The organism is Mycobacterium sp. HUMS_12744610, from assembly GCF_041206865.1.
Classification (GTDB): Bacteria; Actinomycetota; Actinomycetes; order Mycobacteriales; family Mycobacteriaceae; genus Mycobacterium; species Mycobacterium servetii.
Map to the genome: position 1 here is coordinate 4,472,981 of NZ_JBGEDP010000001.1, position 23,073 is coordinate 4,496,053.

Below are 23,073 nucleotides of genomic sequence, written 5' to 3' on the forward strand. Positions count from 1 at the left end.
CAATGCCAAAGACATTCGCATCTGAGGTGCTCGCCGACCCGATCGGGGTCATCGTCGATCTGGTGCTTGGCGAAAAGCCCGGGCTGGATCGACGCACGGTCATCGGACTGGTCGAGGCGATGGCCGGTGGACGAGCGAAACGGCGCCGCCTCGCCCAGGCATTGCTGGACCGGCCCGCAGTGTTGACCGACGGGCGCTCGCCAGCGCCACGTGGGATTGGTGAGCTGCTGATCGCGCTGAATGCGGCTGGCGCCATGCATATTTCGTCTCCGGTTTGCGCAGGTTGCGGCAAGCATCTACACACCCTGCAGCGACGCGGGGATGACTGGTATTGCGCGAAGTGCGGTCCTCGACGAGAACCCTGCACAATATGCGGCTCGAGCAGGCCGGTTTACCTTCGCGACCGCGACGGCCGACCCAGGTGTTCACGATGCCTGCCCGATGACGGGCGGGATCCGACGCCGCTCATCGTCGACGTCGTGAGGCGAGCAGACCCGAGCTTGTCGGGTGAGGAGATCAACGCGGCAATCGAGGCGGTGGTGCCGCGTGCCGGACGCCGATACCGATTGGCGTGGGCATTGCAGCAGCGACCCGCCCTGCTGACCGGCGCCGGTGCCGAGGCGTCTGATCCTGCGGTGCTGCGGTTGATCGACCAGCTCGGGGACGCCGGAGCGAAAGGCATTGTCCACCCGGCCTGCCCCGGTTGTGGTCGAATCATCCACCTGCACCGGCCTATCGGCGGAAAGTGGTTATGCCGCAGCTGCACCGCCAAGTCCCGTGCCCAACCATGCGCTCGCTGCGGCGCGCTTCGCGAAGCCGCCACCCGTGACGAACAGGGCCAACCCGTGTGTCCGAGCTGCCTGGTCACCGATCCGATCAACCAGGAAGTCTGCGTGGACTGCGGCCGCCGCCGACCGGTTAGTATCCGCTGCGAGGACGGACCACGCTGCGCCAGTTGCCGCCCGCCGACGATCGCCGAATGCGCGATCTGCGGACGGACCGCGCCGAGCACGATTTCAATTGCCACCGGCCGCCCGTGGTGCGAAGCCTGCCACAAGCGGTGGGCCCAATGTATTTCGTGCGGCGAGTTCCGCCCTATCCGCGGCGGCACGCTGGCCGAACCGCTTTGCGCCGAATGCGTTCGTGACGAGTCCGGTTTCTGGCGCACCTGTCCCGGATGTGGTCAACGCGGCCGCCGGTATACGAGCCGGTGCGCCCGCTGCAACGTGCAGCAGCGGCTGCGCGAGCTGCTCGGCGACGCCCGCGGTGACATCCGCCCCGACCTGTGCGACCTCTACGAGGCCCTGGTCGCGGTCGAACGTCCCAACACGGCCGCGGTATGGCTCGATAACGGCGGCGGTCCCGCCATCTTGCGCGAGCTAGAGGCCGGTCAGCGCGTGCTGTCGCACGAGACGCTCGACGAACTGCCCGCGGGCAAGCCGGTCGAGCACCTGCGCAGCGTCCTGGTCGCGATCGGCACCCTGCCACACCGCGACGAACAGATGCTGCGGTTGCAGCGCTGGACCGCCGCCCTCATCACCGAACGCGTCGATCCCGAGGAGCGCGGCCTGCTGCACCGCTACGCCGTCTGGCACGTCATCCGCCGCCTGCGTGCCCGCGTCGGCGACACCGACACCACCTACGGGCAAGCCCGCGCCGCCAAGCGCTCCATCAGATCTGCAGCTGCCCTACTGGATTGGCTTGCCGCGCATAACCTTAAGCTTGCCACTGCCCGACAGGGAGATCTCGACCGGTGGCTAACCAGCGCCGCCGCCGGCCAGCGTCGCGACAGCGGCAACTTCGTGCGCTGGGCACGCCGAAACAGGCTCACCCGAGTCGAGCACGCCGCCCAACGATGGGACGGCCCCAGCGGCGTCATCGACACCGAGACCCGCTGGGAACAAGCACGCTGGCTGCTACACGACGACACGATCGACACCGCCGGCCGTGTCGCTGCCCTGCTGGTGCTGCTCTATGCCCAAACCGCCGCCGCCATAAGCGAACTGACCATTGATGACATCGAACTCACCGACGAAAGCGTCCGGTTGCGGCTCGGACACGAGCCGATCCTGATCCCAGCACCGCTAGACCGACTGATCCGCGCCCTGGTCTCCACCCGATCACCTCACGCCGCCGTCGGCCGCCCTCGCAGCTCGCGATGGCTATTCCCCGGCGGGCAGCCCGGCCGCCACCTCAGCGCCTTCCGCATGGCCGAACGACTCCGTCAACTCGGCATCCAAGCCAGCCGCGCACGTTCCGCCGCCCTGTTTCAACTCGCCACCGACCTGCCAGCCGCCGTGCTGGCGCGCACCCTGGGAATCCACATCAGCGTCGCCGCGACCTGGCAGCGCGCCAGCAGCGGCGACTGGACCACTTACGCAGCCGAAATCAGCCGCCGATCACCCACTGAGATAAGGATGCGGGTCACGTGACAGACATGCGGGCCGGGCGGATCGGCGTGATCGGCGCGGGAATTGCGGGCCTGGTCACCGCGAAAGTGCTGCGCGAGGACGGCTTCGAGGTGATCGTGTTCGAGAAGGAGCAGGCGATCGGCGGTGTTTGGACCCAATCGCGGACCTATCCCGGACTGCGTACCAACAACTCACGCGACACCTACGCATTCTCCGACCATCCCTATGACCGATCAGCCGACATCTTCCCGAGCGCTGAGCAGGTGCGCGCGTATCTGGCCTCGTATGTGGCCCGGTTCGAGTTGGCCCCGCTTCTTCGGTTATCGACTGAGGTGGTGCGGGTGTCTCGCCACGGTAACGAATTCACGGTAGAAAGCTGTGGCCCAACGGGTTTGAGCACCGTGGTGTGTGACTTTGCGGTGGTATGCGCGGGAACCTTCTCTGAACCGGACATGCCTGCGATCGACGGTGCCGACCGGTTCACCGGGACGGTGGTCCATTCAAGCCAAGCGACCAATCCTGCCCTGTTCGCGGGGCGACGGGTGGTGATCGTGGGCGCGGGCAAATCCGCGCTGGATTGCGCGGCGTGGGCCGGGTCGCACGCGCAGGAATGCACGCTGGTGTTCCGAAAGGCCCACTGGATGATGCCCCGCTACTTCCCGGGAGGTATTCCCGCCGACCGGCTGACTCTGGGACGTTCGACCGAGGCGTTCTTCCGCTACCACCACCCCAGCCTGATGGAGAGGTTGTTGCACGGGCCGGGCAAGCAGCTGACCAACTTGGTCTGGCGGGTGGTGAGTCTGCTGTTTCGATTCCTGCTCAGGATGCCTGCGGCCATGGTGCCTGACGAGCCGATGCCTACTGGAATCGAAAACCTGGGGTTCGGCAAGGAGTTCTACGATATGGCCCGCCGCGGTCGGCTGGTCCTGCGGCGTGACTCGGTCGCGGCCTTTCTCGGCGGACCGCAGGTCCTGCTGGCCAGCGGCGATCAGATCGCTGCCGACATCGTCGTTTTCGCCACCGGCTGGCGCCAGCCGTTGTCGTTTCTAGCGCCCGAACTGCGGACACCCGTTGTCTCCGACGGGCGATTCCAGCTCTACCGGCATATCCTTCCGCCCACCGAGCAGCGCCTCGGGTTCGTGGGCTACGCCTCATCGACCGCGTGTCAGCTCAGCTCAGAAATCTCAGCCCACTGGCTTTCACGATGCTTCCGCGGCGAACTCGCACTTCCCAGTCTCGATGAAATGCAGACTGAGATACGACGCGTGCAGGCCTGGCTGGAGGAGGTCATGCCAGCTCGACCGCAGGGCTATCAAATCGGACCGCACCTGGTGCACCACATCGACGACCTGTTGGCCGACATGGGATTACCGACACGGCGAACCAGCAACTTCGTCAGCGAATATTTCGGGTCGTTCTCGCCGACACGCTACCGAAACCTCGCCCAAGAACGGCGCCCGGCCCGCGGTCGCAAGATCGACCGTCGCCGCTACTACTTGAGCGCCCAGCATGCTCTTGCGGCATTTGCCGCTCTCACCCTGGTTGGTGTCCTTCGCCGACACAACGCGACCCGGCGCCGGACCAACGAACACCCCGATCGGAACCAGACATGACACCGACAGACTCGGACCCGACCAACCTGGCATTCCGACAGTTGCGATATCCGACGTCGCCAGAGCGTCCGTCGGCGACATTCATCGAGGACGCTTATCGGCGTGCGGTCACCTCGACCTTGGCCGAGCTCAGCGGAGAGGACGGGACGGCATGAAGATCCGGTGGCGGTTGCGGATGGCGGCTGCGCAGCGTGAGGTGTGGACCGGAACCGAGCTGCGGCGACTGCTGGCAGAGAAGGCCGGGGTGGAGATGTCGGCGGCGTCGGTGTCGGCGCTGTTCACCAAGGAACCCAGCCAGATCAAGCTCTCGACGCTGATCGCGTTATGCACCGCATTGCAGTGCACCCCCGACGACCTGTTCGAGACCGATACCACCCCGCTCGAACGGCCCGCCACTCCGGCGCGGTCGGTTCCGTCGGAACCGAAGACAGCCAACGTGCGGGGCCGGTCGATGCCGCCGATGTAGATTCGGCGAAGCTTCGGAACGGGTTGCGGCCGATGGGGAAAAAGCAACGAGACTGCGTCGACTGCGGAGCCCCGGTCGGATACCTCGGCCGCGAGCATTGCTGCCTGTGCACCCGCCGGTTACGGACGCAGGCGGCCAAGGCGCAATGCCCACGCTGTGGGCGCGACCGGGTGCTGGTGTCGGCGGTGGGTCGGTGCGTGCTGTGTTCGCGCTGTTGCCGGGAATGCGGCAGATCGATGCGGTTCCGCAACGAGGTGGTGTGCCGGCCGTGTCAGAAGCGGGCCAAGCTCGCGGCCGCGAGATCGACCTGCCCGCGCTGCGGAAAACCAGGCTATCTGCGCGAGTCGACTGGGTGGTGTGGCTCGTGCTCACGACCCGGTCCGCCGAAGGATCCGCCCCGGGTCTGCGTGTCCTGCGGCGAGTTGCGCCGCCACGTCGGGCGCGGCATGTGTGGGCGATGCTGGCAGCGTCGCCCGGACCGGCCGTTCGTGCGTGGCGAGACGCTGGCCGCCCGGCTCGCCGAGCCGCCGGGCTGGCTCGATGATTTCGTCGCGGACCTGGCGACGCATTACTGCCCGGCGCAGGCATGCAAGCTGCTCACCACGTTGGCACGGTTGCTCGCAGACGATTTCCCAAATCACCCGCAAAGCGTGCTCGAGCGGGCCCGCACGCCGGGTCGGTCGATGGGATCGCTGGCTCGGGCGTTGGAGGCGTTCTTCACCGAACGTGGTTTGGCGATGGCCACCGACCAGGCCGACCGGCTCGCCGCCGGGCGACGGCAGAGGCGGATCGACAGCGCACCGGCCGGGATGCGTGGCGCTGTCGCGTCCTTCGCTGAGTCCATGCTGCACGCGCGTGAACGCGCCCGCCGTGCGGAGCCTGTCACGATTTCTGTGTAAGTCAGAGGTGATTTGACTACGAGTTGTATTCTAGCACAATGGGATTCGCCCAGGGAATAGTCTGGCGAGTGTGTTGAGCGCCACAGTCCAGTTGTGCGTTCCAGTACCCGAATAGCCTCCTCTCTCGCTGGAGATGTTGCGCAGCCCGAGGTACAGCAACTTCATCGCGGCGTCCTTGTCCGTGAAATGACCACGGTTCTTGGTGATCTTGCGCAACTGGAAGTTGATCGACTCGATCGCATTGGTGGTGTAGACGATCTTGCGCAACTCCACCGGATAGTCCAGGAACGGAACGAATTCCCCCCAGGCGTTGTGCCACACGTCAATTGCACCCGGATATTGGGCGCCGAATTGCTGGTCGAACTCCTTGAGTGCGAGTTCGGCTCCATCGACGGTCGGCGCACTGTAGATCGCCCGCATCGCGGTGGCGACCTTCTTGCGGTCCTTATAAGACACGAAGCGCATCGCATTCCTAATGACGTGCACGACGCAGGTCTGCACCACGGTATCGGGATAGATCGAGCGGATCGCATCAGGCAGACCGGTCAGCCCGTCGCAGCAGGCGATGAGGATGTCGCGCACCCCGCGGTTGCGCAGGTCGATGACGACCTTCTGCCAGAACTTCGCCCCCTCGGAGTCCTGGATCCAGCAGCCCAAGGCGTGTTTGCGGCCCTCCAGATCCACGCCAATGGCCAAATAGGCGACCTTGGTGGTGATGACCCCGTTGTCGCCGATCCGCAGCCGCAGCCCATCGATGTAGAGGATCGGGTAGACCTCATCGAGCGGGCGGGCCTGCCAGGCCTTGATCTCATCGACCACCACCTCGGTGATATTGGAGATCAACTCCCGCGACACCGACGCCCCATAGACCTCCTGCAGGTGGGCTTCGATATCGCGGGTGGTCATTCCCCGTGAATACAGCGACAACACCACCGAATTGATGTTGTTGAGCCGGCGGGTCTTCTTCGGCACAATCGCCGGCTCAAACGAGCCGTTGCGATCACGCGGCGCATCGATCTGCACCGGGCCGTTGACGGTGGTCACCGTTTTCGGCGTGGTGCCGTTGCGCGAATTTCCCGATCCGCGTCCGGCCGGATCGCCGGCCTCATAGCCCAGATGGTGGGTTAGCTCCGCATTCAGCGCCCGCTCCAGCACGGCCTTAGTCAGCTGGTTCAGCAAACCGTCCGCGCCGTCGATCGGGGTCCCGGTCTTCACCGCATCCTTAATCAACGAGTCCAGCGTCTCTTCGGTGAACATCTCGGCCAGCCGCCGCGCCGCGGTCGTCTCCTCAGCCGGCATCTGCATGGTCTTGGTCACAAAACACTCCTTCTGTCCGCCCAACGGCGGTCCGATGATGGACCACCCCGGACTTACACAGATGGAATGACACGCCCGCCGTGCGGGCACTCGGCCCCGTACCGACCGCACCATCGAGTCGGCGCTGACGATCGTACGTGATCTAGCCCGCTTCCTCGATACCCAACGCGGCAAACAGGATTGGGCCCTCGCAGACATCGCCGATATCGAGGCGTTCCTCGCCGAGCTGCCGAAAAACCGGGCCCGCCGCCTGGCGGTGCTGCGCCAATTCTTCCGATTCGCACGCAACCATCATCTGGTGCTCATCGATCCAACCCGCGGCGTCACCATCAAGCGGCACAGGGCATTTCGTGGCCGTACTCTCACCATCCCCGAACAGCGCGTGCTGTTTGAGCGCTGGAGCGGTGATTCGGCAGTGCACCCACACGAGGCGCTGTTCGGGCTGCTGGCAATACTGCACGGCGCCTCCAGCAGCGAGGTGCGTCAGCTACGGGTCGAGCACATCGATACCGTCAATCGCTCGATCACCCTCGGCAGACGTCCTCACCCAGTGCCGCTCGACCCGGTCAGCTGGGCCGCGCTGCAGCGCTGCCTCGAGCACCGCGACACGCTGCGCACCGACAACCCGCACGTACTCGTCACCAGGGGCACCAAGGCCGATCGACGGCCGGCTTCCGAGGCCTACATGAGCCACCTGCTCGACCCGTGCGGCCTGCCGCCCAAGATGCTGCGCAGTACGCGACTGGCCGATCTCGTCAACACAATGGACCCGAAACTCGTCGCCGCAGCATTCGGCATGAAACCCGAAGGGGCGATGATCTACCTCGCCGATCAGCTCGACGATGGCCGATTGCTAGACCAGCTTGCTGAATCCTGACAAGTGCGAACGTGTCACGCTTCGGCAGCGCCTACGCACAGGTTCGCGCGAACATGTGCGCTTTATCGGGGCTGCGGTTGGAGGTCAGCACGGTCGAGGCCCGTTGGTGGCGGGCCACGACGAGCTCGTAGAAATCGGCGGTCGCGGTGGCGTCCATCGGCTGCAGGGCGAAATCGTCGATGATCAGCAGCCGGATTTGGGCCAGGCGGCGCATCTCGGCTTCGGTGCTGTTGTCGAGTCGGGATGCTCTGAGCCGCTTGAACATTGCATCAGCACGCAGCATCAGGGTGGGGATGCGGCGGCGCACGGCGATGTGACCCAGTGTCGTCGCCAGATGTGTCTTGCCCACCCCAACGGGTCCGAGCAGCAAAGCCCCGTGAGGGCCGTCGAGAAACCGCAGGCTGGTCAGGTCGGTCCACAAGGTGCGGTCGTAGCGCACCGCCGCGGCGTCGTCCCAGGAATCCAGCCGCATTGCGGTGTCCAGTCCTGCGTCGCGGGCGCGGCGGGCCGCTGAGCTGTTGTCGCGGCGGCTGGCCTCATCGGCGAGGACCAGCTCCAAAAACGCCGCGTGGGATAGGTGCTGCTGGTGGGCCAAGGTGAGCCGCTCGGGCAGGGTGTCGAGCATCCGCCCGAGCTTGAGTTGGCGCATCACATTCTTCAGGTCAGTCGAGATCGGGTCGCTGACAATGGGTTTGGTTGCCATGGTGATCACCGCCCCTGGGTTTCGTCGCTGCTGGTGGGGGCGGCGCCGCCGTCGATGATGCTGAGCCAGTCGGGCCGCTGCCGGCCGTGGGGGCGGTATTCGCCCGGATCGCGGGCAAACCGGGCCGGTGCCAGCCCGGTGGCCGCCCGCGCTGGCTCGGCAGGGGTGTTCTCGGTGGCTTTTTGCAGCATGGCGGCGATCTTGGATACCGAGACCACGTCGAGTTCCAGGGCACGCCCGCAGGCGGTGTCCACTGGTGTCGCGCCGTAGCGTTTGACCAGCCCCAACAGTCGGTAGACCTGGCGCATCCGGGTCCAGGGCAGCTGGTGGTCGAGCAGGCGTTCGGCGTAGATGCCGATATCAGCCCCGTGGCCGGCGGCGGTGGTGATCAGCCGGGTCAGATCCCGCATGGCGTAGCCGGTCTTGTCGGCGGGCAGATCGGCCGGGTCGGTGGAGCGCCCGCCGGCGGGCTGGCGGGGGTGGGTTTTGATCAGCTTGCCGCGGAAAAACGCCTTGACCAACTCACCATCGGCGCGAACCGAAACGGTTTGCCCGCGAAGGTGTTCGGGAATCGAGTACAAGGCTCGATCGACTTGAATGTGGTAGTCACGGTGCACCTTGGCTTGCGCGTAGATCGGCACCTGGTAGACCACGGTCGGGGCGGGCAGCAGCAGCGCAGCCTCACATTCGGCGAACACCACAGCAGGGCGCTGGCAGGTAGTGCCGTGGATACGCTGCCCGGCCTTATCGGCACACCACACCTGGGCTCGAGCCTGAGCGTCGGCCAGGTCGGCGAAGTCCTCACCAGCGAAGAAGTTGCCCCGCACGTACTGGACCATGCGTTCCACTCGCGGTTTGTCGCACGGGTGTGCCACCCTGGCCGGGTCGGTGAAAAATCCGCGGGCTTGCGAGTACTCCGTCCACCCCACACTGAACTGCGGATCGGTCGAATCCGCCTTGGGCACAATCGGTGTCATGTTGTCTGGGATCAGCACTTTGAAGACACCGCCGTAGAATCGCCAGGCCGCCTCGCAGCCGGCGATGATCGCCTCCAGGGTCTGGCGCAACGTCAGCCACACGAACATGTGCCGCGAGTACACCGCAGTGAAGATCAACGCGTGCACCACCCGGTTGCGCCCTGACCCGGGATCGAAGACCTTGCCCATCTGACCGAAGTCGATCTGGCACTCCACACCGGGCTCACCGTCGGCAACCGGCACCGTGCCAGCGCCGCCACGACCCCGGTAGGCGGTGCACTGCGTGCAGTACCGGTGCAGGGTCCGCTGCGGAACCATAATGCCTTGACGTGCCAACAGGTCACCGATCTTGACCACCGTCAGCCCCTTTTCGACCCACTTGACGATCTGATCGTGGTTGGCGCGCAACAACTCCCACATCGCACCGTGGCTATCTGGCCGGCCTGGCCGCACCGCCTCGATCACCGCCCCGATCAGCTCGTCGGTGAGCTGCTCCAGATCGCCGTCACGGACCAACCCCGCCAACTCCGCGGCGTTCGTATAGTCGCGTGCGGTCTTGCGATCGACCCCTGCCAACGCAGCAACCCGGCGCAAGCCGGCCCCCGACATCCACACCCGCAACAGCTCGCGTACCTCGATCACCGAAACCTCCCGATACATTCAGCGGACCTCCTTCACATCGATCGACATGAAGCGATCCGACCCAGTAATCGAGCGACCCCCCGCGACGACACGCCGGTGGTCCCATAACTGGCAAACGGGTGGTCCAATGAAGCTGGCTAAACCCTGGTCAAAGTGGTCCCATCACCATGGCGGTCGACAGCGTGGTGACCTGTTGGTAGACACGCCATTCGGCCGGCCGCAGCTGGGTGCCAAGATAGAGCTGGCGCGACACGCGCTCAGCCTGGCACCCGAGATCCTCGATCCGGTGCGACTACCGATCCACGACAGGTACGACTTCGTCCTGCCGACGACTCCCGTAGTGCGCGGCGAGGAGGCCGTCGCCGAGAAGCTCGCACGATACCGCCGAGTGTCGCTGGCACGAGATCTCTACGATCTGCAATGGTTCGCAACCTCGGGTGCACTCGATGAGTCCCTCGTCCGCCGGCTCTGGGTACTCAAGGTCTACCGCGACGTCGTTGTCGACGGCCGCGGAACCAAGCCAGTCGACCCGCAGGAGATCCTCAGGCCGCGGGACGAGCGTGAGTTCCGTCAAGAAGACATCGGCTACCTCACAAGGCCTGTGCGTATCAACGAGTGGATCGCCGCCATCCGCGACCGCTATGCCTTCGTTGCTCACCTCGACGCCGACGAGCAGCGCTGGGCCCAATGCAACGAACGAGACCTGCACGAGGTGGAGACGGCCCTCGCATCTTTTCCTGCTCACACCTGAGTCGCCGAATTACGCAGCAGTAGAACGGCTTCCGGAAGAATGACCGGCCCCGGAAGAGTCCGCACCGGAGCGAAGTGTCGAGCCGCCTGTCGCCCGGCGCCCCTGGGTTATGAGCTAACCCGTAGCGGTCTTCTGCAATACGATCGGTCTCATAGCTGCAGGTCATCGACGTTCAGCCGTCCACGCTGTTTCGCCGCGTCCTGCTCGTCCGCATCGGTTCCACCCTATTCCGTCGCCAAATCCGTGGCCACCACGCTGAGCGACGAGTGCAACCGCCTCGCCGTCGCGACGCACGTTTCATAGATAATCTTCATTATCCATGATGTTAGTCTGCATATTGCAACAGATGAATCATTTTCCTCGTCTCCGGTTGGCCCGCCGAGTGGCGCTGTTGGCCTTCTGAGATGGGCATTGACCTGCGATGTTGGTGTCCTCGGTAGCAGGACTCCACCGGTGTAGGTCTTCGCCCTCCGCCGATAGGCCGCACGACCTGTCCCAGACGCCTAGCGCTGACGTGCTCCGATGTGGTAATGATTCATTGAGTGATTCAATAACTCATCAAACGAGACACGCTCGGGAGGCTGTTTTGCCCGTCGACAAGAGTGGCCGTTTCTACGTCGTTGACTCTGTTCCGCTGCTTCATCCCGAGGCGCAGATGGTTCGGGAGATGCTCGACGGTTGGCGCAATCAGCAACTGTGTCGCAACCTCGCGCACGACACCATCGATCAGCGGATCCGGCTCGTGGAGCGGTTCCTGGGGTATACCAACGAATTTCCGTGGACGTGGACTCCAACGATGGTCGAGGAGTTCTTCAGCGACCTGCGCTCGATATCGCGGCGCAGGCAGTCGACCATCCGCGGGTATCAGAACGCGTTGCGGATGTTCTGCTCCTACGTCAGTCATCCCGACTACGGCTGGGACCGAGTGTGCGAGCAGAGATTCGGTAGCCACCCGGCGCAGGTCTTCTTCGAGTGGAACACCGCCGCACACGTGCAAGACAACGAACAATCGCCGGCCAAGCGCGCGTTCACCAAGAAGGAGCTGCAGGATTTCTTTGACCATGCCGACGACCAAGTCGTGTTGATCGCCGCCTCTGCGCGCAAGGGCTGGTTGCCGGCCTACCGCGATGCTGTCATGTTTAAGCTGGCCTACTCGTATGGATTGCGGTTCAACGAACTTCGCCACTTGCAAACCGTTGACTTCGCTCGTAATCCGCACGGGCGCGAGTTCGGACGCTACGGGCTGGTTCATGTCCGTTACGGCAAGGCAAAACGCGGGTCACCGTACAAACGCCGCAGTGTGCTGACTGTCTTTGACTGGACGCCGGAGGTTATCGCCGATTGGCTGGCGCACGGACAGCGTTGCATGGATGACAGTATCGACCTGTTTCCCAGCGAGCGCGGAGCGCTGGTGTCCGAAGATACCCTCCTGCGCCGATTCCGCCGTTATTGCGACCACCTCGGGTTGTCGCCCGGGCTGGACCTGCATTCGCTGCGTCGCTCCTACGCCACCCACCTGATAGAAGATGGATGGGACGCCAAGTTCGTCCAGGACCAATTGGGCCATGAACACGCCAGCGCCACGGCGTTATATACCTGCGTGTCCAGTGATTTCCGCATCCGCACGTTGCGGCGGGCGTTGGACTCCACCATCAACGACGCACTGTCGTCCAGCAAGGAGGACTCGTGAAGCGTCGCGTCGACTATGCCTGGCGGCTACCGGAGATCATGGCCGCCCACGGTATGCACAACAGCACCGACCTGATGCCGCGGCTCGCCGAACGCGGTATCGAGCTGTCCCGGCCCCAGGTGTATCGCATCGTTTACCAACGGCCTGAACGGTTGTCACTGCACCTACTCGCCGCCCTGTGCGACATCTTCGGATGCGGCGTCGAGGATCTTCTCACCATCACCGCGACTGACGTCCGCCGCAAGAAAGCCGCCTCATCCACCACGACTGCGCGCCCAAATGTGTTCGACCTCAACAAGTCGGTGCGTCCGCGCCGGGCCCGGGTGATCCGCGATGAGGATTGATCCCGACCGGCCGCCGACACGTCGCGGACGGCCTGCGGTCCGCGACGGCGCCTTGTGCTGCACGAGGTGCCACCGGATGGCCAACCAATTGCGCGTGAACTGGCCCGCTGATCGACTGTGCCACAGCTGCTTCTACACCGCGATGCGCACCCGCGGCATCTGTCCCATTTGTGGGCACGACGGCGTGCTGCCCGGTCGGGTCAATCGAGCCGATCCTCGACCGGTATGCCTGTCATGCGCCGGCATCTCCGACGACTACCGATGCGCAACCTGCCACACCGAAGGCCAGCTGTATCGGAGCGGGCAGTGCGCCCGCTGCGCGCTTCGCGACGACCTCACTGCTCTGATGGTCCACGACGCCGCCGACCCGGTCGCCATGGGGACCATCGTGACAATCCTTTGCGGGGTTGACCGACCCGAAAGCATCCTTACCTGGAAACGCTCCCCTACCGTTCGGGCCCTGCTGATGGGCCTGGCCAGCGAGGACATCCCACTCAGCCACGATGGTCTGGACGCCGCCGGACAGAGCAGACAGATCTCCCATCTGCGCAGCCTCCTCGAGCACAACGGCCTGCTGCCGCCACGCGATGAACCCCTTGCCCGTTTCCAGGCCTGGCTGGCCTGCAAACTCGACGCGATCTGCGAGCCAGCCGTTCGAGCCCCCGTCGAGCAATTCGCCACCTGGCATCACCTGCACCGCCTACGCCGAACCTCTGCTTCAGGCCAAAGCTCCCACGGACCAACACATTCGGCCAAACAAGAGATCAACGAGACAATCAAATTCCTCAGCTGGTTGCACGAGAACCATCACCGCACCGCGGCGACCTGCCGACAACAAGACATCGACGAGTGGTTAGCCACTGGACCGACAACTCGTACCAAGATCCGCACCTTCGTCGTGTGGGCCTCGAAAAGCAAGGTCAACACCGCCCTGCACCTCGACGCTCCACAAGCCAAGGACACCCGCTTGCTCACCCAAGACCAGCGACTGGCATGGATTAAGGAATTACTCCACGGGGACACCGAATCACTGCCCTACCGCGTTGCCGGCACATTGCTGCTGCTCTACGCCCAGCCCGTGGCCAAAATCGTCGCCCTGCCGACAGCCGCAATCGTCACGGCCGCCGGCGAGACACGCATATCACTTGGCGCCGAACCTGTTCCAATACCCGAGCCCTTCGCCGACATGCTCAAAGACCACCTGCACAACCGACCCAACCTCCGGACCGCTGGAGGCCTGAACACCAACCCCTGGCTATTTCCCGGCCACCGCCCCGGCAAGCACCTCGAACACCACTCCATGATGCTGAAGCTGCGCACCCTAGGTATCAACCTGCTCGGAGCACGCAACTCCGCGCTGCAGAACCTGGTCGCCGAAATACCCCCTCCCGTCGTCTCCCACCTCTTGGGCTACAGCCACAACTGCACCCAACGACATGCCCAACTGGCAGCCCAACCATGGTCGCGCTACGTCACGTAGTGGTTCCGGAGTCGGTGTGGTTTGCGTCTGACTTCGCCGCAGAGATCGGGGTGAGAAATTACCCAAGGGTGGGAGTCTTCTCGGGTGATCCGAGAGGAGCGATCCATGCCCGAGTCGAACGAGTCCGGCCGTCGGCGGCCGATGAAGCTGTCGGCGGAGACGAAGTGGGAGATCTTCCTGCAGGTCACTGCCGGGGAGATCAGCCAGGCCGAGGCCGCGCGCAGGTGGGCCGTCGACGTGTCAACGGTGATCGGGATACGCCGCACAGTCAAAGACGCCGCACTGGCCGCCCTGGCCCGCAAGCCGGGGCGTCCTGGCCGGCAACGCGATTGGCAATTGGAGGCGGCACGATCCGAGATCGCGCAGTTGACCGAGGCGGTCAAGGCGCAGGCTATCGAGCTGGCGGTTGTGCGGGGAAAATCCGGCTGGGGCTGAGCGGACCGGTGCCGGCGCGGGTCCCCGCCGAGGCGAAGGAGCTGGTCCTCAAGACGGTCGACGAGGCGGTCGCAGCCGGGTTCTCCCATAGCTGGGCGTGTGCGCTGTGGCAGGTCTCCGATTCGCGGGTGCACCGGTGGCGGGCGCGGCGCCGCGACACTGGCACCCTGGTCGACTGCGCCCCGGGCGGGCACCCGATACACGGTTTGCTGCCCGAGGAAGTGGCCGCGATCCTCGACCTGGTCGAGCAGTGGGGTCCGATCGACCGGTCGCATCGCAAGCTGGCCCACCGCGGCTCCTACCAGCAGCTGGTGTGGGTGGCGCCGGCCACCCTGCGCCGGGTGCTCATCACCCACGGGCTGAGCCTGCCGGCACCTCAACCACGGCGCCGGTCGGAGAAAAAGCCCTGGCCGGACTGGCTGGTGTGGGCGCCCAACCGGATTTGGATCTGGGACGCGACCCACTTCACCCGGGCTCGCCGCGTCGTCTTCGCCATCGTCGATATGGTGTCACGCAAGTGGATCGACACCCTGGTCAGCGTCGAGGAGACCACCACCCAGGTGCAGGTGGTCTTCGAACACGCCCTCGAAATCGAGGACCTGTTGGATTTGCTGACCGACGAGCGCCTCGACCTCGACGCGGACGATCCGCGCCGCCCGATCCTACTGGCGGTTTCCGACAACGGGCCGCCGATGACCGCCCACGACACCCGCGCTTTCATGGCCCTGATGGCCATCGTCCAACACCATGGTCGCCCCGGCGTGCCACAAGACCAAGCGTGGATCGAATCGTTCTTCGGCCACATCAAGTGCGAGTGGCCGCACCTGGAGGCCATCACCGACCCGGCGCTGCTGGAAACCGAACTCGCAAGGGTGCGAACCGAATACAATTGCGTCAGGCTCCACGAAGCGATTGGCTATGTGACCCCCGACGACGAGCACGCCGGCCGTGGAGAGGCTATCCGCCAGGCCCGTCGTGACGGCCTCGACCGAGCACGCCAACGCCGCCTGGACTACCATCGTCGAACCAGCACCAACCCCACCGGGGAGACGCCATGCATTGGGTAATTTCCCGCGCGATCTCTGCGGTTAAGTCAGAAACGCAGCGTTGGAGATTCATTCGATAATGCGCCCGCGGAGACGATCAACGGCCTGTACAAAACCGAGCTGATCAAACCCCGCGGACCCTGGCGCACCGTCGAGCAGGTCGAGTATGCCACCGCCGAATGGGTCGACTGGTTCAACCATCGCCGGCTATACGAGTACTGCGGGGACATCCCGCCAGCCGAATTGGAGGCCGCCTACTACCGTGAACACCAGCCCCGCCGTCCGGTCGGGAGCTCAGAAACAAAGTGACCGGACATGCCGGTGCGATTCATCTCGATCAATGAACTCTTCACCAGCGGTATGGATTCTGTCGATTGATACAGGTTCTCATCGATAGAGGTGAACTTTAGAGTCGACTGTTTCATCGGTACATTGATCTTGCTGATACTGTCAAAATAGTTCAATGCTGCTTTTAGTTGCGTGCAAAGTGATTCTGCTTCACAATTTGACTGAGCATCAACTAGCTCCCGCACCTGCCCAATCTGGCGGTTAAAGTCGTTCACACGATCATTGAGACCGCGAAGGGTGTCCTGAATTTGAGCGGACGCCGCGCTTAACTGCTGCATGTCTTGATGCGCGTTCGCCAATTGAGTTTGCACACCGTCAATCTGCGGAATCAGCTGACCAAGGTTGTCAGTTAGTTGCTGCATCTGCTCTAAGCGCTTATCGATGATGATCGCATTTTGCGATATCAGGCTTCGTGCATAGCTCACTCCGTAGGTCACAGATGCTTGGTCCAACGGAACGCCCAATGGCCGGGTAATCTACTGAACGGAGTTGACGTCGGGCCTCTGGCTGATTGTCCGAGCCGCCCTCTCAAGTAGACCAATGTCGGCTGAGTTGCGCAGATCGTGGTCGGCCTCGATGAGGACGACGTCCGGCGACATCTGGCTCAGCGGGAAGTGCTTCTTGGCGGCGGATAATCCGCGCGAACTAGGTACATTCTTCGGCACAAAGTCAAGCTCGTCGTTGTTTAGCTGCCCTGTAGGTATAGCTAACATGAATAGGACTAGCACCGCTGTGGTCGCGACGAAGATCGGCACCGGCCAGCGAGCAATCCGAATACCCATGCGTCGCCACAACGTCGCACTGCGAGCCCGCTTGCGCGGCTCGAAAAGCCCGAACCTCTGCGCACCGATCAGCAGCACCGCAGGAGTCACCGTCAACGCAGAGGCAACCGCGAAAAGCATGCCGACAGCGCAATAGTCCAATTGTCTTGAATAGATCGAGCTGGGTGAGATTCATGCAGGCAAGGCCGCCTGCGACGGTCAGACCAGGGGCGACGCTGACCGGAACTATCCCGCGGTACGCTGCCGTGAAAGCCGCATTAGCCCGGATTTTTCGCGGGATGTCGATGTAGCTGGGTGTTGATACGCGAAAGTGCCTGTCCCGCAGTGGAAGATCTACTTGTCTAAGGAAGATCGGTACATGCGTGAGAGGCACCTCGCAAGTGAAGAGTATCGCGGTGGCGCGGCGGGTGAAAGTATCGGCGGACGGTCGTGGGGTGGTGTCGCACGCCGGGATGGGGCTGTTGCGTGAGCTGGCCGACCTGACGGGGTTGTCCGCGCAGGTCACGGCGGTTTTGGCGGATACCTACAAGGGGCCGTGGACCTATGCTCCGGGGGCGGTGTTCGCTGATCTGGCTGCTGCGGTGGCCGACGGGGCGGACTGTATCGACGGGGTCGGGCAGCTGTGCGGGGATCGTGAGCATGTGTTCGGGGCGAAGGCCTCGACGACGACGATGTGGCGGCTGGTCGATGAGCGTATCGACGCCGCGCACCTGCCAGGGGTTCGCGCCGCACGGGCGGCTGCGCGGGCGGCGGCTTGGGCTGCCGGAGCCGCCCCCGCTCGTGGTCAGCCCCTCTATATCGACATCGACGCCACCCTGGTGATCGACCATTCCGACAACAAGGCTGAGGCGGCCCCGACGTGGAAGAAGTCCTTCGGCCATCACCCGCTGCTGGCGTTTTTGGACCGCCCGGAGGTCGCCGGCGGCGAGGCGCTGGCCGGGCTGTTACGCAAGGGAAACGCTGGCTCGAACACCGCCGACGACCACATCACGGTCCTTGAGCAGGTGGTTTGCGTCTGACTTCGCCGCAGAGATCGGGGTGAGAAATTACCCAAGGGTGGGAGTCTTCTCGGGTGATCCGAGAGGAGCGATCCATGCCCGAGTCGAACGAGTCCGGCCGTCGGCGGCCGATGAAGCTGTCGGCGGAGACGAAGTGGGAGATCTTCCTGCAGGTCACTGCCGGGGAGATCAGCCAGGCCGAGGCCGCGCGCAGGTGGGCCGTCGACGTGTCAACGGTGATCGGGATACGCCGCACAGTCAAAGACGCCGCACTGGCCGCCCTGGCCCGCAAGCCGGGGCGTCCTGGCCGGCAACGCGATTGGCAATTGGAGGCGGCACGATCCGAGATCGCGCAGTTGACCGAGGCGGTCAAGGCGCAGGCTATCGAGCTGGCGGTTGTGCGGGGAAAATCCGGCTGGGGCTGAGCGGACCGGTGCCGGCGCGGGTCCCCGCCGAGGCGAAGGAGCTGGTCCTCAAGACGGTCGACGAGGCGGTCGCAGCCGGGTTCTCCCATAGCTGGGCGTGTGCGCTGTGGCAGGTCTCCGATTCGCGGGTGCACCGGTGGCGGGCGCGGCGCCGCGACACTGGCACCCTGGTCGACTGCGCCCCGGGCGGGCACCCGATACACGGTTTGCTGCCCGAGGAAGTGGCCGCGATCCTCGACCTGGTCGAGCAGTGGGGTCCGATCGACCGGTCGCATCGCAAGCTGGCCCACCGCGGCTCCTACCAGCAGCTGGTGTGGGTGGCGCCGGCCACCCTGCGCCGGGTGCTCATCACCCACGGGCTGAGCCTGCCGGCACCTCAACCACGGCGCCGGTCGGAGAAAAAGCCCTGGCCGGACTGGCTGGTGTGGGCGCCCAACCGGATTTGGATCTGGGACGCGACCCACTTCACCCGGGCTCGCCGCGTCGTCTTCGCCATCGTCGATATGGTGTCACGCAAGTGGATCGACACCCTGGTCAGCGTCGAGGAGACCACCACCCAGGTGCAGGTGGTCTTCGAACACGCCCTCGAAATCGAGGACCTGTTGGATTTGCTGACCGACGAGCGCCTCGACCTCGACGCGGACGATCCGCGCCGCCCGATCCTACTGGCGGTTTCCGACAACGGGCCGCCGATGACCGCCCACGACACCCGCGCTTTCATGGCCCTGATGGCCATCGTCCAACACCATGGTCGCCCCGGCGTGCCACAAGACCAAGCGTGGATCGAATCGTTCTTCGGCCACATCAAGTGCGAGTGGCCGCACCTGGAGGCCATCACCGACCCGGGCGCTGCTGGAAACCGAACTCGCAAGGGTGCGAACCGAATACAATTGCGTCAGGCTCCACGAAGCGATTGGCTATGTGACCCCCGACGACGAGCACGCCGGCCGTGGAGAGGCTATCCGCCAGGCCCGTCGTGACGGCCTCGACCGAGCACGCCAACGCCGCCTGGACTACCATCGTCGAACCAGCACCAACCCCACCGGGGAGACGCCATGCATTGGGTAATTTCCCGCGCGATCTCTGCGGTTAAGTCAGAAACACCTCACAGGCATTGGATTCGCTACCGGCGGATTGGCGTCCCGACCCGCAGAACCCGGGCGGACCGGCGGTGGTGGTGCGCTCGGATTCGGCGGGGGCCACCCACCGATTCGCCCAGGCCTGCCGCGACCGGGGGGTTGGGTTCTCCTTCGGTTTCCCCGTCGACGCCCGCGTCTGGGATGCCGTGGACACCCTGCACCTCGCCGAGGGCTGGTATCCGGCGATCGACTCCGGTGGTGACCTGCGCGAGGGGGCGTGGGTCGCTGAGGCCACGTCCCTGGTCAGGCTATCGACCTGGCCTTCCGGGACCCGGCTGATCCTGCGCAAGGAGAGGCCCCATCCAGGGGCGCAGCTACGCTTCACCGACATCGACGGCATGCGCATCACCGCGTTGATCACCGACACCGCGCCCGGGGTCGTGCCCGGCCAGCTGGCCGGGCTGGAACTACGGCACCGCCAGCACGCCCGCGTCGAGGACCGCATCCGCGAGGCCAAGGCCGCCGGATTGGCAAACCTGCCCTGCCATGATTTCCAGTCCAACGCCGCCTGGCTAGAGATCGTGCTGGCCGCCGCTGACCTGGTCGCCTGGGCCCAACTGATCGGCTTCACCGGCACACCGGAGCTGGCCCGCTGCGAAATCCACGCCTTCCGCTACCGGGTGCTGCACGTCGCGGCCCGCATCACCCGCGGCGCCCGCCAACTTCGGCTGCGCATCGACGCCACCTGGCGCTGGGCCGCGGCCATCGCGACCGCCTGGCAACGCCTCCGCGCCGCCTTCCCCTGAACAACCCCACCACCGTGCCTGACAGCCCGAAAGACCCGCGGCCCTGGGAAAGCCCGCCCACCCCGGCGACACGGGCCGATCGAACCTGCCCCAAGCCCAAAACAACAGCAATTCAGCGACTTTCGGGGCTCAGCACCGCCGCACCCCACCGGCGCGCAAAATCGAGGTTAGTATCGAGGCCGTTACGCCGTCCCTCTTGATACCGCCCAATGAAAAAGATCGAATAGTCAGTGCCCGCGCCGAGCATGAGTGCGCTCATCAACGCGTTGGTGAACATCGAGGAGGGCAGCAGACCCGCCTGTATTAGTAAGCTCACTATCGGCGTTGCTGCACCGATGGCGAGCCAAAATGTAAATAGCGGCAAGAGTGCGATAAACATTGAGCGATAAATTAACAAGAGTAAAATGCCAACTAAAATTACGCATAGGGTGCCGATTACTGCTACATCGTGCATGACCGACTGAATTTGGTCGAAGGCTCCCTGGCTTAGTCCAGTAAGGTAGATCGCGGTGCCGTCTGGCTTCTTTACTGAATCGATGGTCGACTTTACTTGATTTACCGACGTGAATGCGGTTGGTGTGCCCAGATCACCAGCCAAGTGTAGCTGCACGAAAGCCAGCTGCTTATCAGGGCTCTCGCTTACCGCGATGGCCTGTGGATCGGACCAGGTATCGAATGCCGACTCGACACTTTTCTTATGGGGCCACCAATTTATGCAGGAGTACAATTCGGAATTGGCGGTCGTCGTCGTCAAATTGCTTGTTCTTCTCGACAATGAGAACCGACTCGTTGCTGGATGACGACTCGCCGAAGGCTTCGCCTATCCGCTGCATCGCCTGGCCAGAAACCGTGTTACTTGGGAGGATAGGACGACCGTGCTCGACAACCATTCTCTCGGGCGAGGGCGCATACAAGTTCGAGCCGAGTACAAGTAGTATCCAAATACCCACAATCAGTAGCCGGGATTTGCCAACCCAGGCCGAGATAGTTGAAAGCCGTGAATCATTCCGCACTGACTAGAAACCCTCTCCGTTAGCCGGTGGCCTTACGGAACGCCAGAAGACTGCAACTCACCGATGGCCGTGTCCCCACGTCAGTCTTCTAATCAGCGAGACGTCCGTCCACCCTGATTCTGCACGTCAATGGCCCATCAGCTGACACGGCTGTCGCTCCGGCAGCAAAGCCGATATCGCTGGTCTTAACCGTAATGCTCCACGGCGACGCTCCGATATAGAGCCTCGTCTGTCCGGTCTCATCGAGATATGAGATGGTGATCTCGGCATTACTCCGACTGAGTGCCTCGTAATGTCCTTGGGTTTGCTTAACGTGAGCGTCATGTTGGCCAACGGTGACTGTGTCGGTTCGGCCGGGTGCTCCACGGCCACATCTTTTTGGGTAATTACGTAGGATCTAGCAGCGGCCCAGAGGCCCAACGATCAACACCCAGACCCATCCGTGACGGCGCGCCAAAAAGCGCCTGACCAATTCGACACCAGTGAGCGGACCGCACGATCAGTGCTTTCATTGAACGGCGTCCGACGCAGCACCGTTTTGTCCAGCGCCGACGGAATAGTTCTCACCGCCTATCCCTCACTAATCGTACACTGGGTAAGTGGCAAGTCTAAATACGCTTTACCTCCGAGAGCTAGCTACACTCGATTTAAGATAACCAAATTTTAGCGTTATGCGCGCAGCCAACATCAATGTGGCTTGCGCTTTCTGATCATACGTACCACTAGCGCCAAGGTGCGGCGTTGCAACCATGTTTTGCTTGAGCGCAATTGGGATGGTGAAATTGATGGTTGTCTGCCCTCGATCGGCAGAAAATCTTTTTAGCAGGAAGCACTTAAGCACCGTCGGCGAAGAGTCCGTACAGTAGAGCGGATACCCGAACCAAGTAGCGGCTCGATAGCGCGTTGGATAAATTTGCCGGTTAGTCCTCCCGGAAAAGAGTAGCCGACTGTTATGTCGACGTGTGTCAGTTCAGGCTCTATCGGTGTCAGAGTGGAGGTACATGATGCTTTAATCCCGTTGTTTGTGAAAACCTCCACGGTGAAGAGTCTGTTAGGTTGCCACTCGCGGATCCGACCTGTTCCGGTCATCCCAATGGGACCGATCTTGCCGCTCCCAGTAAATTTGGTGCCCAGGCCCACGGATTGTTCCCCGACCGGCTCAACGGTATGCAAGCCAAACACCCACTCCGGCATCCACCGGAAGTCAGAAACGTAGTCGAAGACCACCTCAGGTGGTAGTTCTATGGTGTTAGATGCCGATATGGTTGTCATATGGCGCCCGCCGGGGTGATATGACTGCGCGATACGCGAGCGAACCACAGCGTTTCTCCGCTTTGGGCAAATATACACCTGTGAGAGCGCAAGGGAATATCCTTAAGGGATAGGAGCTTATAGGCGAGCATCAGCAATTTTGGCCTTTACTAAGTATGTAAGATTCGACACCTCCGGAGATTGCCTTGGTAAGGTACCAGAGCCGCTATTAGTTGGCCGCGGGATGTCTTGGTCATGAAACGCAGGGCCGTCATCGATTGGTAAAACAGGGTTCAACCCCTTGGAAGTAGCCCAGCGCGGAATCGGCGAAAGGCAGTTCCCTGACATCCGCGCCAGTGCGAAGGGCAACGATGGTGTAGCAGTCGGGCGCGTCCATGTAGTTGAGGAGATCACCCACATACTTCGACACCTCATCTGCTTAAAAGGTTCAGGAGCATCGGCAGCTGATGCAGTACTTCGTTCTCCTTGCGAAACGGCAAAGTAACCGCGGCACGCCGGGATACCGATACCCCGCGCTGACCGCATTTGCAGTGGCCCAGGCTCCGTTGACATGACCACGTTAGGTTTACCCATACATTCGGTTCCAGGTACCGATCGTATCGGACGGTGGCGTCCAGCGCGATAGATCGGCGTGCCTTGCCTGTTGTGAGCGCGTAGCTGGTGGTGGTGCCTCAGCTATTTTGAGCGTGTGGCCGTTAC

At 63.4% G+C, this 23,073-nt stretch carries 23 protein-coding genes and 4 pseudogenes; 16 read left to right on the plus strand and 11 right to left on the minus strand.

Translation table 11 applies throughout. The annotated features are described in order from the left end of the window. Positions 1-2: 2 nt before the first annotated feature. The 4 genes from AB8998_RS21560 (at position 3) to AB8998_RS21575 (ending at position 5,389) form a co-directional block, all read left to right on the plus strand. A complete protein-coding gene (locus tag AB8998_RS21560) occupies positions 3-2,432 on the plus strand; it encodes a hypothetical protein (protein ID WP_369736419.1) in 2,430 nt (809 codons plus the stop codon). 5 nt (positions 2,433-2,437) lie between these two features. After that, complete coding sequence (locus AB8998_RS21565) at positions 2,438-4,024, plus strand: flavin-containing monooxygenase (protein ID WP_369741375.1); 1,587 nt, start codon at positions 2,438-2,440, stop codon at positions 4,022-4,024. Between the two features lie 151 nt (positions 4,025-4,175). Beyond that, positions 4,176-4,490 carry a helix-turn-helix domain-containing protein gene (locus tag AB8998_RS21570; protein ID WP_144955196.1) on the plus strand — a complete coding sequence of 105 codons (315 nt, stop codon included), beginning with the start codon at positions 4,176-4,178 and terminating at the stop codon, positions 4,488-4,490. Positions 4,491-4,978: 488 nt separating this feature from the next. After that, positions 4,979-5,389 carry a hypothetical protein gene (locus AB8998_RS21575; protein WP_246133538.1) on the plus strand — a complete coding sequence of 137 codons (411 nt, stop codon included), beginning with the start codon at positions 4,979-4,981 and terminating at the stop codon, positions 5,387-5,389. Positions 5,390-5,419: 30 nt separating this feature from the next. On the opposite strand, the gene AB8998_RS21580 is transcribed toward AB8998_RS21575, so the two are convergent. Together AB8998_RS21580 and AB8998_RS21585 are read right to left on the minus strand one after the other, a co-directional pair. Further along, entirely contained in the window at positions 5,420-6,655 is a 1,236-nt protein-coding gene (locus AB8998_RS21580; RefSeq protein ID WP_369741377.1) for an IS256 family transposase, read from the minus strand. Positions 6,656-6,848: 193 nt separating this feature from the next. Further along, positions 6,849-7,001 (minus strand): hypothetical protein, encoded by a 153-nt coding sequence (locus tag AB8998_RS21585; RefSeq protein ID WP_246133537.1) that lies wholly within the window; start codon positions 6,999-7,001, stop codon positions 6,849-6,851. Positions 7,002-7,004: 3 nt separating this feature from the next. On the opposite strand from AB8998_RS21585, the gene AB8998_RS21590 reads away from it, so the two are divergent. Continuing rightward, on the plus strand, positions 7,005-7,583 hold the full coding sequence (locus AB8998_RS21590) for a site-specific integrase (RefSeq protein ID WP_246133536.1): 579 nt from the start codon (positions 7,005-7,007) through the stop codon (positions 7,581-7,583). A 31-nt stretch (positions 7,584-7,614) separates the two neighbouring features. Here AB8998_RS21590 and AB8998_RS21595 read toward each other — a convergent pair whose 3' ends face one another. Together AB8998_RS21595 and istA are read right to left on the minus strand one after the other, a co-directional pair. Then, the gene (locus AB8998_RS21595; RefSeq protein WP_369739701.1) at positions 7,615-8,286 is read right to left on the minus strand and encodes an ATP-binding protein; all 672 of its coding nucleotides are present in this window, start codon (positions 8,284-8,286) and stop codon (positions 7,615-7,617) included. Positions 8,287-8,291: 5 nt separating this feature from the next. Next, positions 8,292-9,923, minus strand: coding sequence for an IS21 family transposase (gene istA, locus AB8998_RS21600; protein ID WP_369739702.1), 1,632 nt, complete (start codon positions 9,921-9,923; stop codon positions 8,292-8,294). 109 nt (positions 9,924-10,032) lie between these two features. Between istA and AB8998_RS21605 the strand changes: the two genes are divergently transcribed. From AB8998_RS21605 to AB8998_RS21635, 7 genes and pseudogenes are all read left to right on the plus strand, one after another. Next, positions 10,033-10,656, plus strand: coding sequence for a nucleotidyl transferase AbiEii/AbiGii toxin family protein (locus AB8998_RS21605; RefSeq protein WP_369739703.1), 624 nt, complete (start codon positions 10,033-10,035; stop codon positions 10,654-10,656). A 586-nt stretch (positions 10,657-11,242) separates the two neighbouring features. Continuing rightward, positions 11,243-12,346: a tyrosine-type recombinase/integrase gene (locus AB8998_RS21610; protein ID WP_369739704.1), complete on the plus strand. Its 1,104-nt coding sequence runs from the start codon at positions 11,243-11,245 to the stop codon at positions 12,344-12,346. Next, positions 12,343-12,690, plus strand: coding sequence for a helix-turn-helix domain-containing protein (locus tag AB8998_RS21615; protein ID WP_369739705.1), 348 nt, complete (start codon positions 12,343-12,345; stop codon positions 12,688-12,690). The genes AB8998_RS21610 and AB8998_RS21615 overlap by 4 nt, the downstream gene beginning before the upstream one ends. A gap of 76 nt (positions 12,691-12,766) precedes the next feature. Then, on the plus strand, positions 12,767-14,170 hold the full coding sequence (locus AB8998_RS21620; RefSeq protein WP_369739706.1) for a recombinase XerD: 1,404 nt from the start codon (positions 12,767-12,769) through the stop codon (positions 14,168-14,170). Positions 14,171-14,275: 105 nt separating this feature from the next. Continuing rightward, positions 14,276-14,605, plus strand: coding sequence for a hypothetical protein (locus tag AB8998_RS21625; protein WP_369739254.1), 330 nt, complete (start codon positions 14,276-14,278; stop codon positions 14,603-14,605). Positions 14,606-14,613: 8 nt separating this feature from the next. Further along, positions 14,614-15,672 (plus strand): transposase, encoded by a 1,059-nt coding sequence (locus AB8998_RS21630; RefSeq protein ID WP_369739255.1) that lies wholly within the window; start codon positions 14,614-14,616, stop codon positions 15,670-15,672. A 36-nt stretch (positions 15,673-15,708) separates the two neighbouring features. Then, positions 15,709-15,960 (plus strand): annotated as a pseudogene (locus tag AB8998_RS21635) (integrase core domain-containing protein); the annotation flags it as partial. Here AB8998_RS21635 and AB8998_RS21640 read toward each other — a convergent pair. The 3 genes and pseudogenes from AB8998_RS21640 to AB8998_RS21650 form a co-directional block, all read right to left on the minus strand. Continuing rightward, positions 15,909-16,436, minus strand: a complete 528-nt coding sequence (locus tag AB8998_RS21640) for a hypothetical protein (RefSeq protein ID WP_369739707.1) — start codon at positions 16,434-16,436, stop codon at positions 15,909-15,911. The pseudogene AB8998_RS21635 and the gene AB8998_RS21640 overlap by 52 nt on opposite strands. 39 nt (positions 16,437-16,475) lie before the next feature. Continuing rightward, positions 16,476-16,901: an MMPL family transporter gene (locus AB8998_RS21645; protein WP_369739708.1), complete on the minus strand. Its 426-nt coding sequence runs from the start codon at positions 16,899-16,901 to the stop codon at positions 16,476-16,478. 25 nt (positions 16,902-16,926) lie between these two features. Then, positions 16,927-17,154: pseudogene (locus AB8998_RS21650) on the minus strand (MMPL family transporter); the annotation flags it as partial. A 7-nt stretch (positions 17,155-17,161) separates the two neighbouring features. Here AB8998_RS21650 and AB8998_RS21655 point away from each other — a divergent pair. The 4 genes and pseudogenes from AB8998_RS21655 to AB8998_RS21670 all read left to right on the plus strand — a co-directional run. Further along, positions 17,162-17,791: pseudogene (locus tag AB8998_RS21655) on the plus strand (transposase); the annotation flags it as partial. Positions 17,792-17,874: 83 nt separating this feature from the next. After that, the gene (locus AB8998_RS21660; protein WP_369739254.1) at positions 17,875-18,204 is read left to right on the plus strand and encodes a hypothetical protein; all 330 of its coding nucleotides are present in this window, start codon (positions 17,875-17,877) and stop codon (positions 18,202-18,204) included. 8 nt (positions 18,205-18,212) lie between these two features. Next, entirely contained in the window at positions 18,213-19,184 is a 972-nt protein-coding gene (locus tag AB8998_RS21665; protein WP_369739709.1) for a DDE-type integrase/transposase/recombinase, read from the plus strand. A 128-nt stretch (positions 19,185-19,312) separates the two neighbouring features. Next, positions 19,313-20,089: pseudogene (locus tag AB8998_RS21670) on the plus strand (IS1380 family transposase); the annotation flags it as partial. Positions 20,090-20,201: 112 nt separating this feature from the next. Here AB8998_RS21670 and AB8998_RS21675 read toward each other — a convergent pair. The 4 genes from AB8998_RS21675 to AB8998_RS21690 all read right to left on the minus strand — a co-directional run bounded on the left by AB8998_RS21675 (position 20,202) and on the right by AB8998_RS21690 (position 22,771). Beyond that, a complete protein-coding gene (locus tag AB8998_RS21675) occupies positions 20,202-20,843 on the minus strand; it encodes an MMPL family transporter (RefSeq protein WP_369739710.1) in 642 nt (213 codons plus the stop codon). A gap of 347 nt (positions 20,844-21,190) precedes the next feature. Then, entirely contained in the window at positions 21,191-21,499 is a 309-nt protein-coding gene (locus AB8998_RS21680; RefSeq protein ID WP_369741695.1) for an MmpS family transport accessory protein, read from the minus strand. Between the two features lie 422 nt (positions 21,500-21,921). After that, positions 21,922-22,374, minus strand: coding sequence for an SRPBCC family protein (locus tag AB8998_RS21685; RefSeq protein WP_369739711.1), 453 nt, complete (start codon positions 22,372-22,374; stop codon positions 21,922-21,924). Positions 22,375-22,624: 250 nt separating this feature from the next. Next, a complete protein-coding gene (locus AB8998_RS21690) occupies positions 22,625-22,771 on the minus strand; it encodes a hypothetical protein (protein WP_369739712.1) in 147 nt (48 codons plus the stop codon). Positions 22,772-23,073 lie beyond the last annotated feature (302 nt).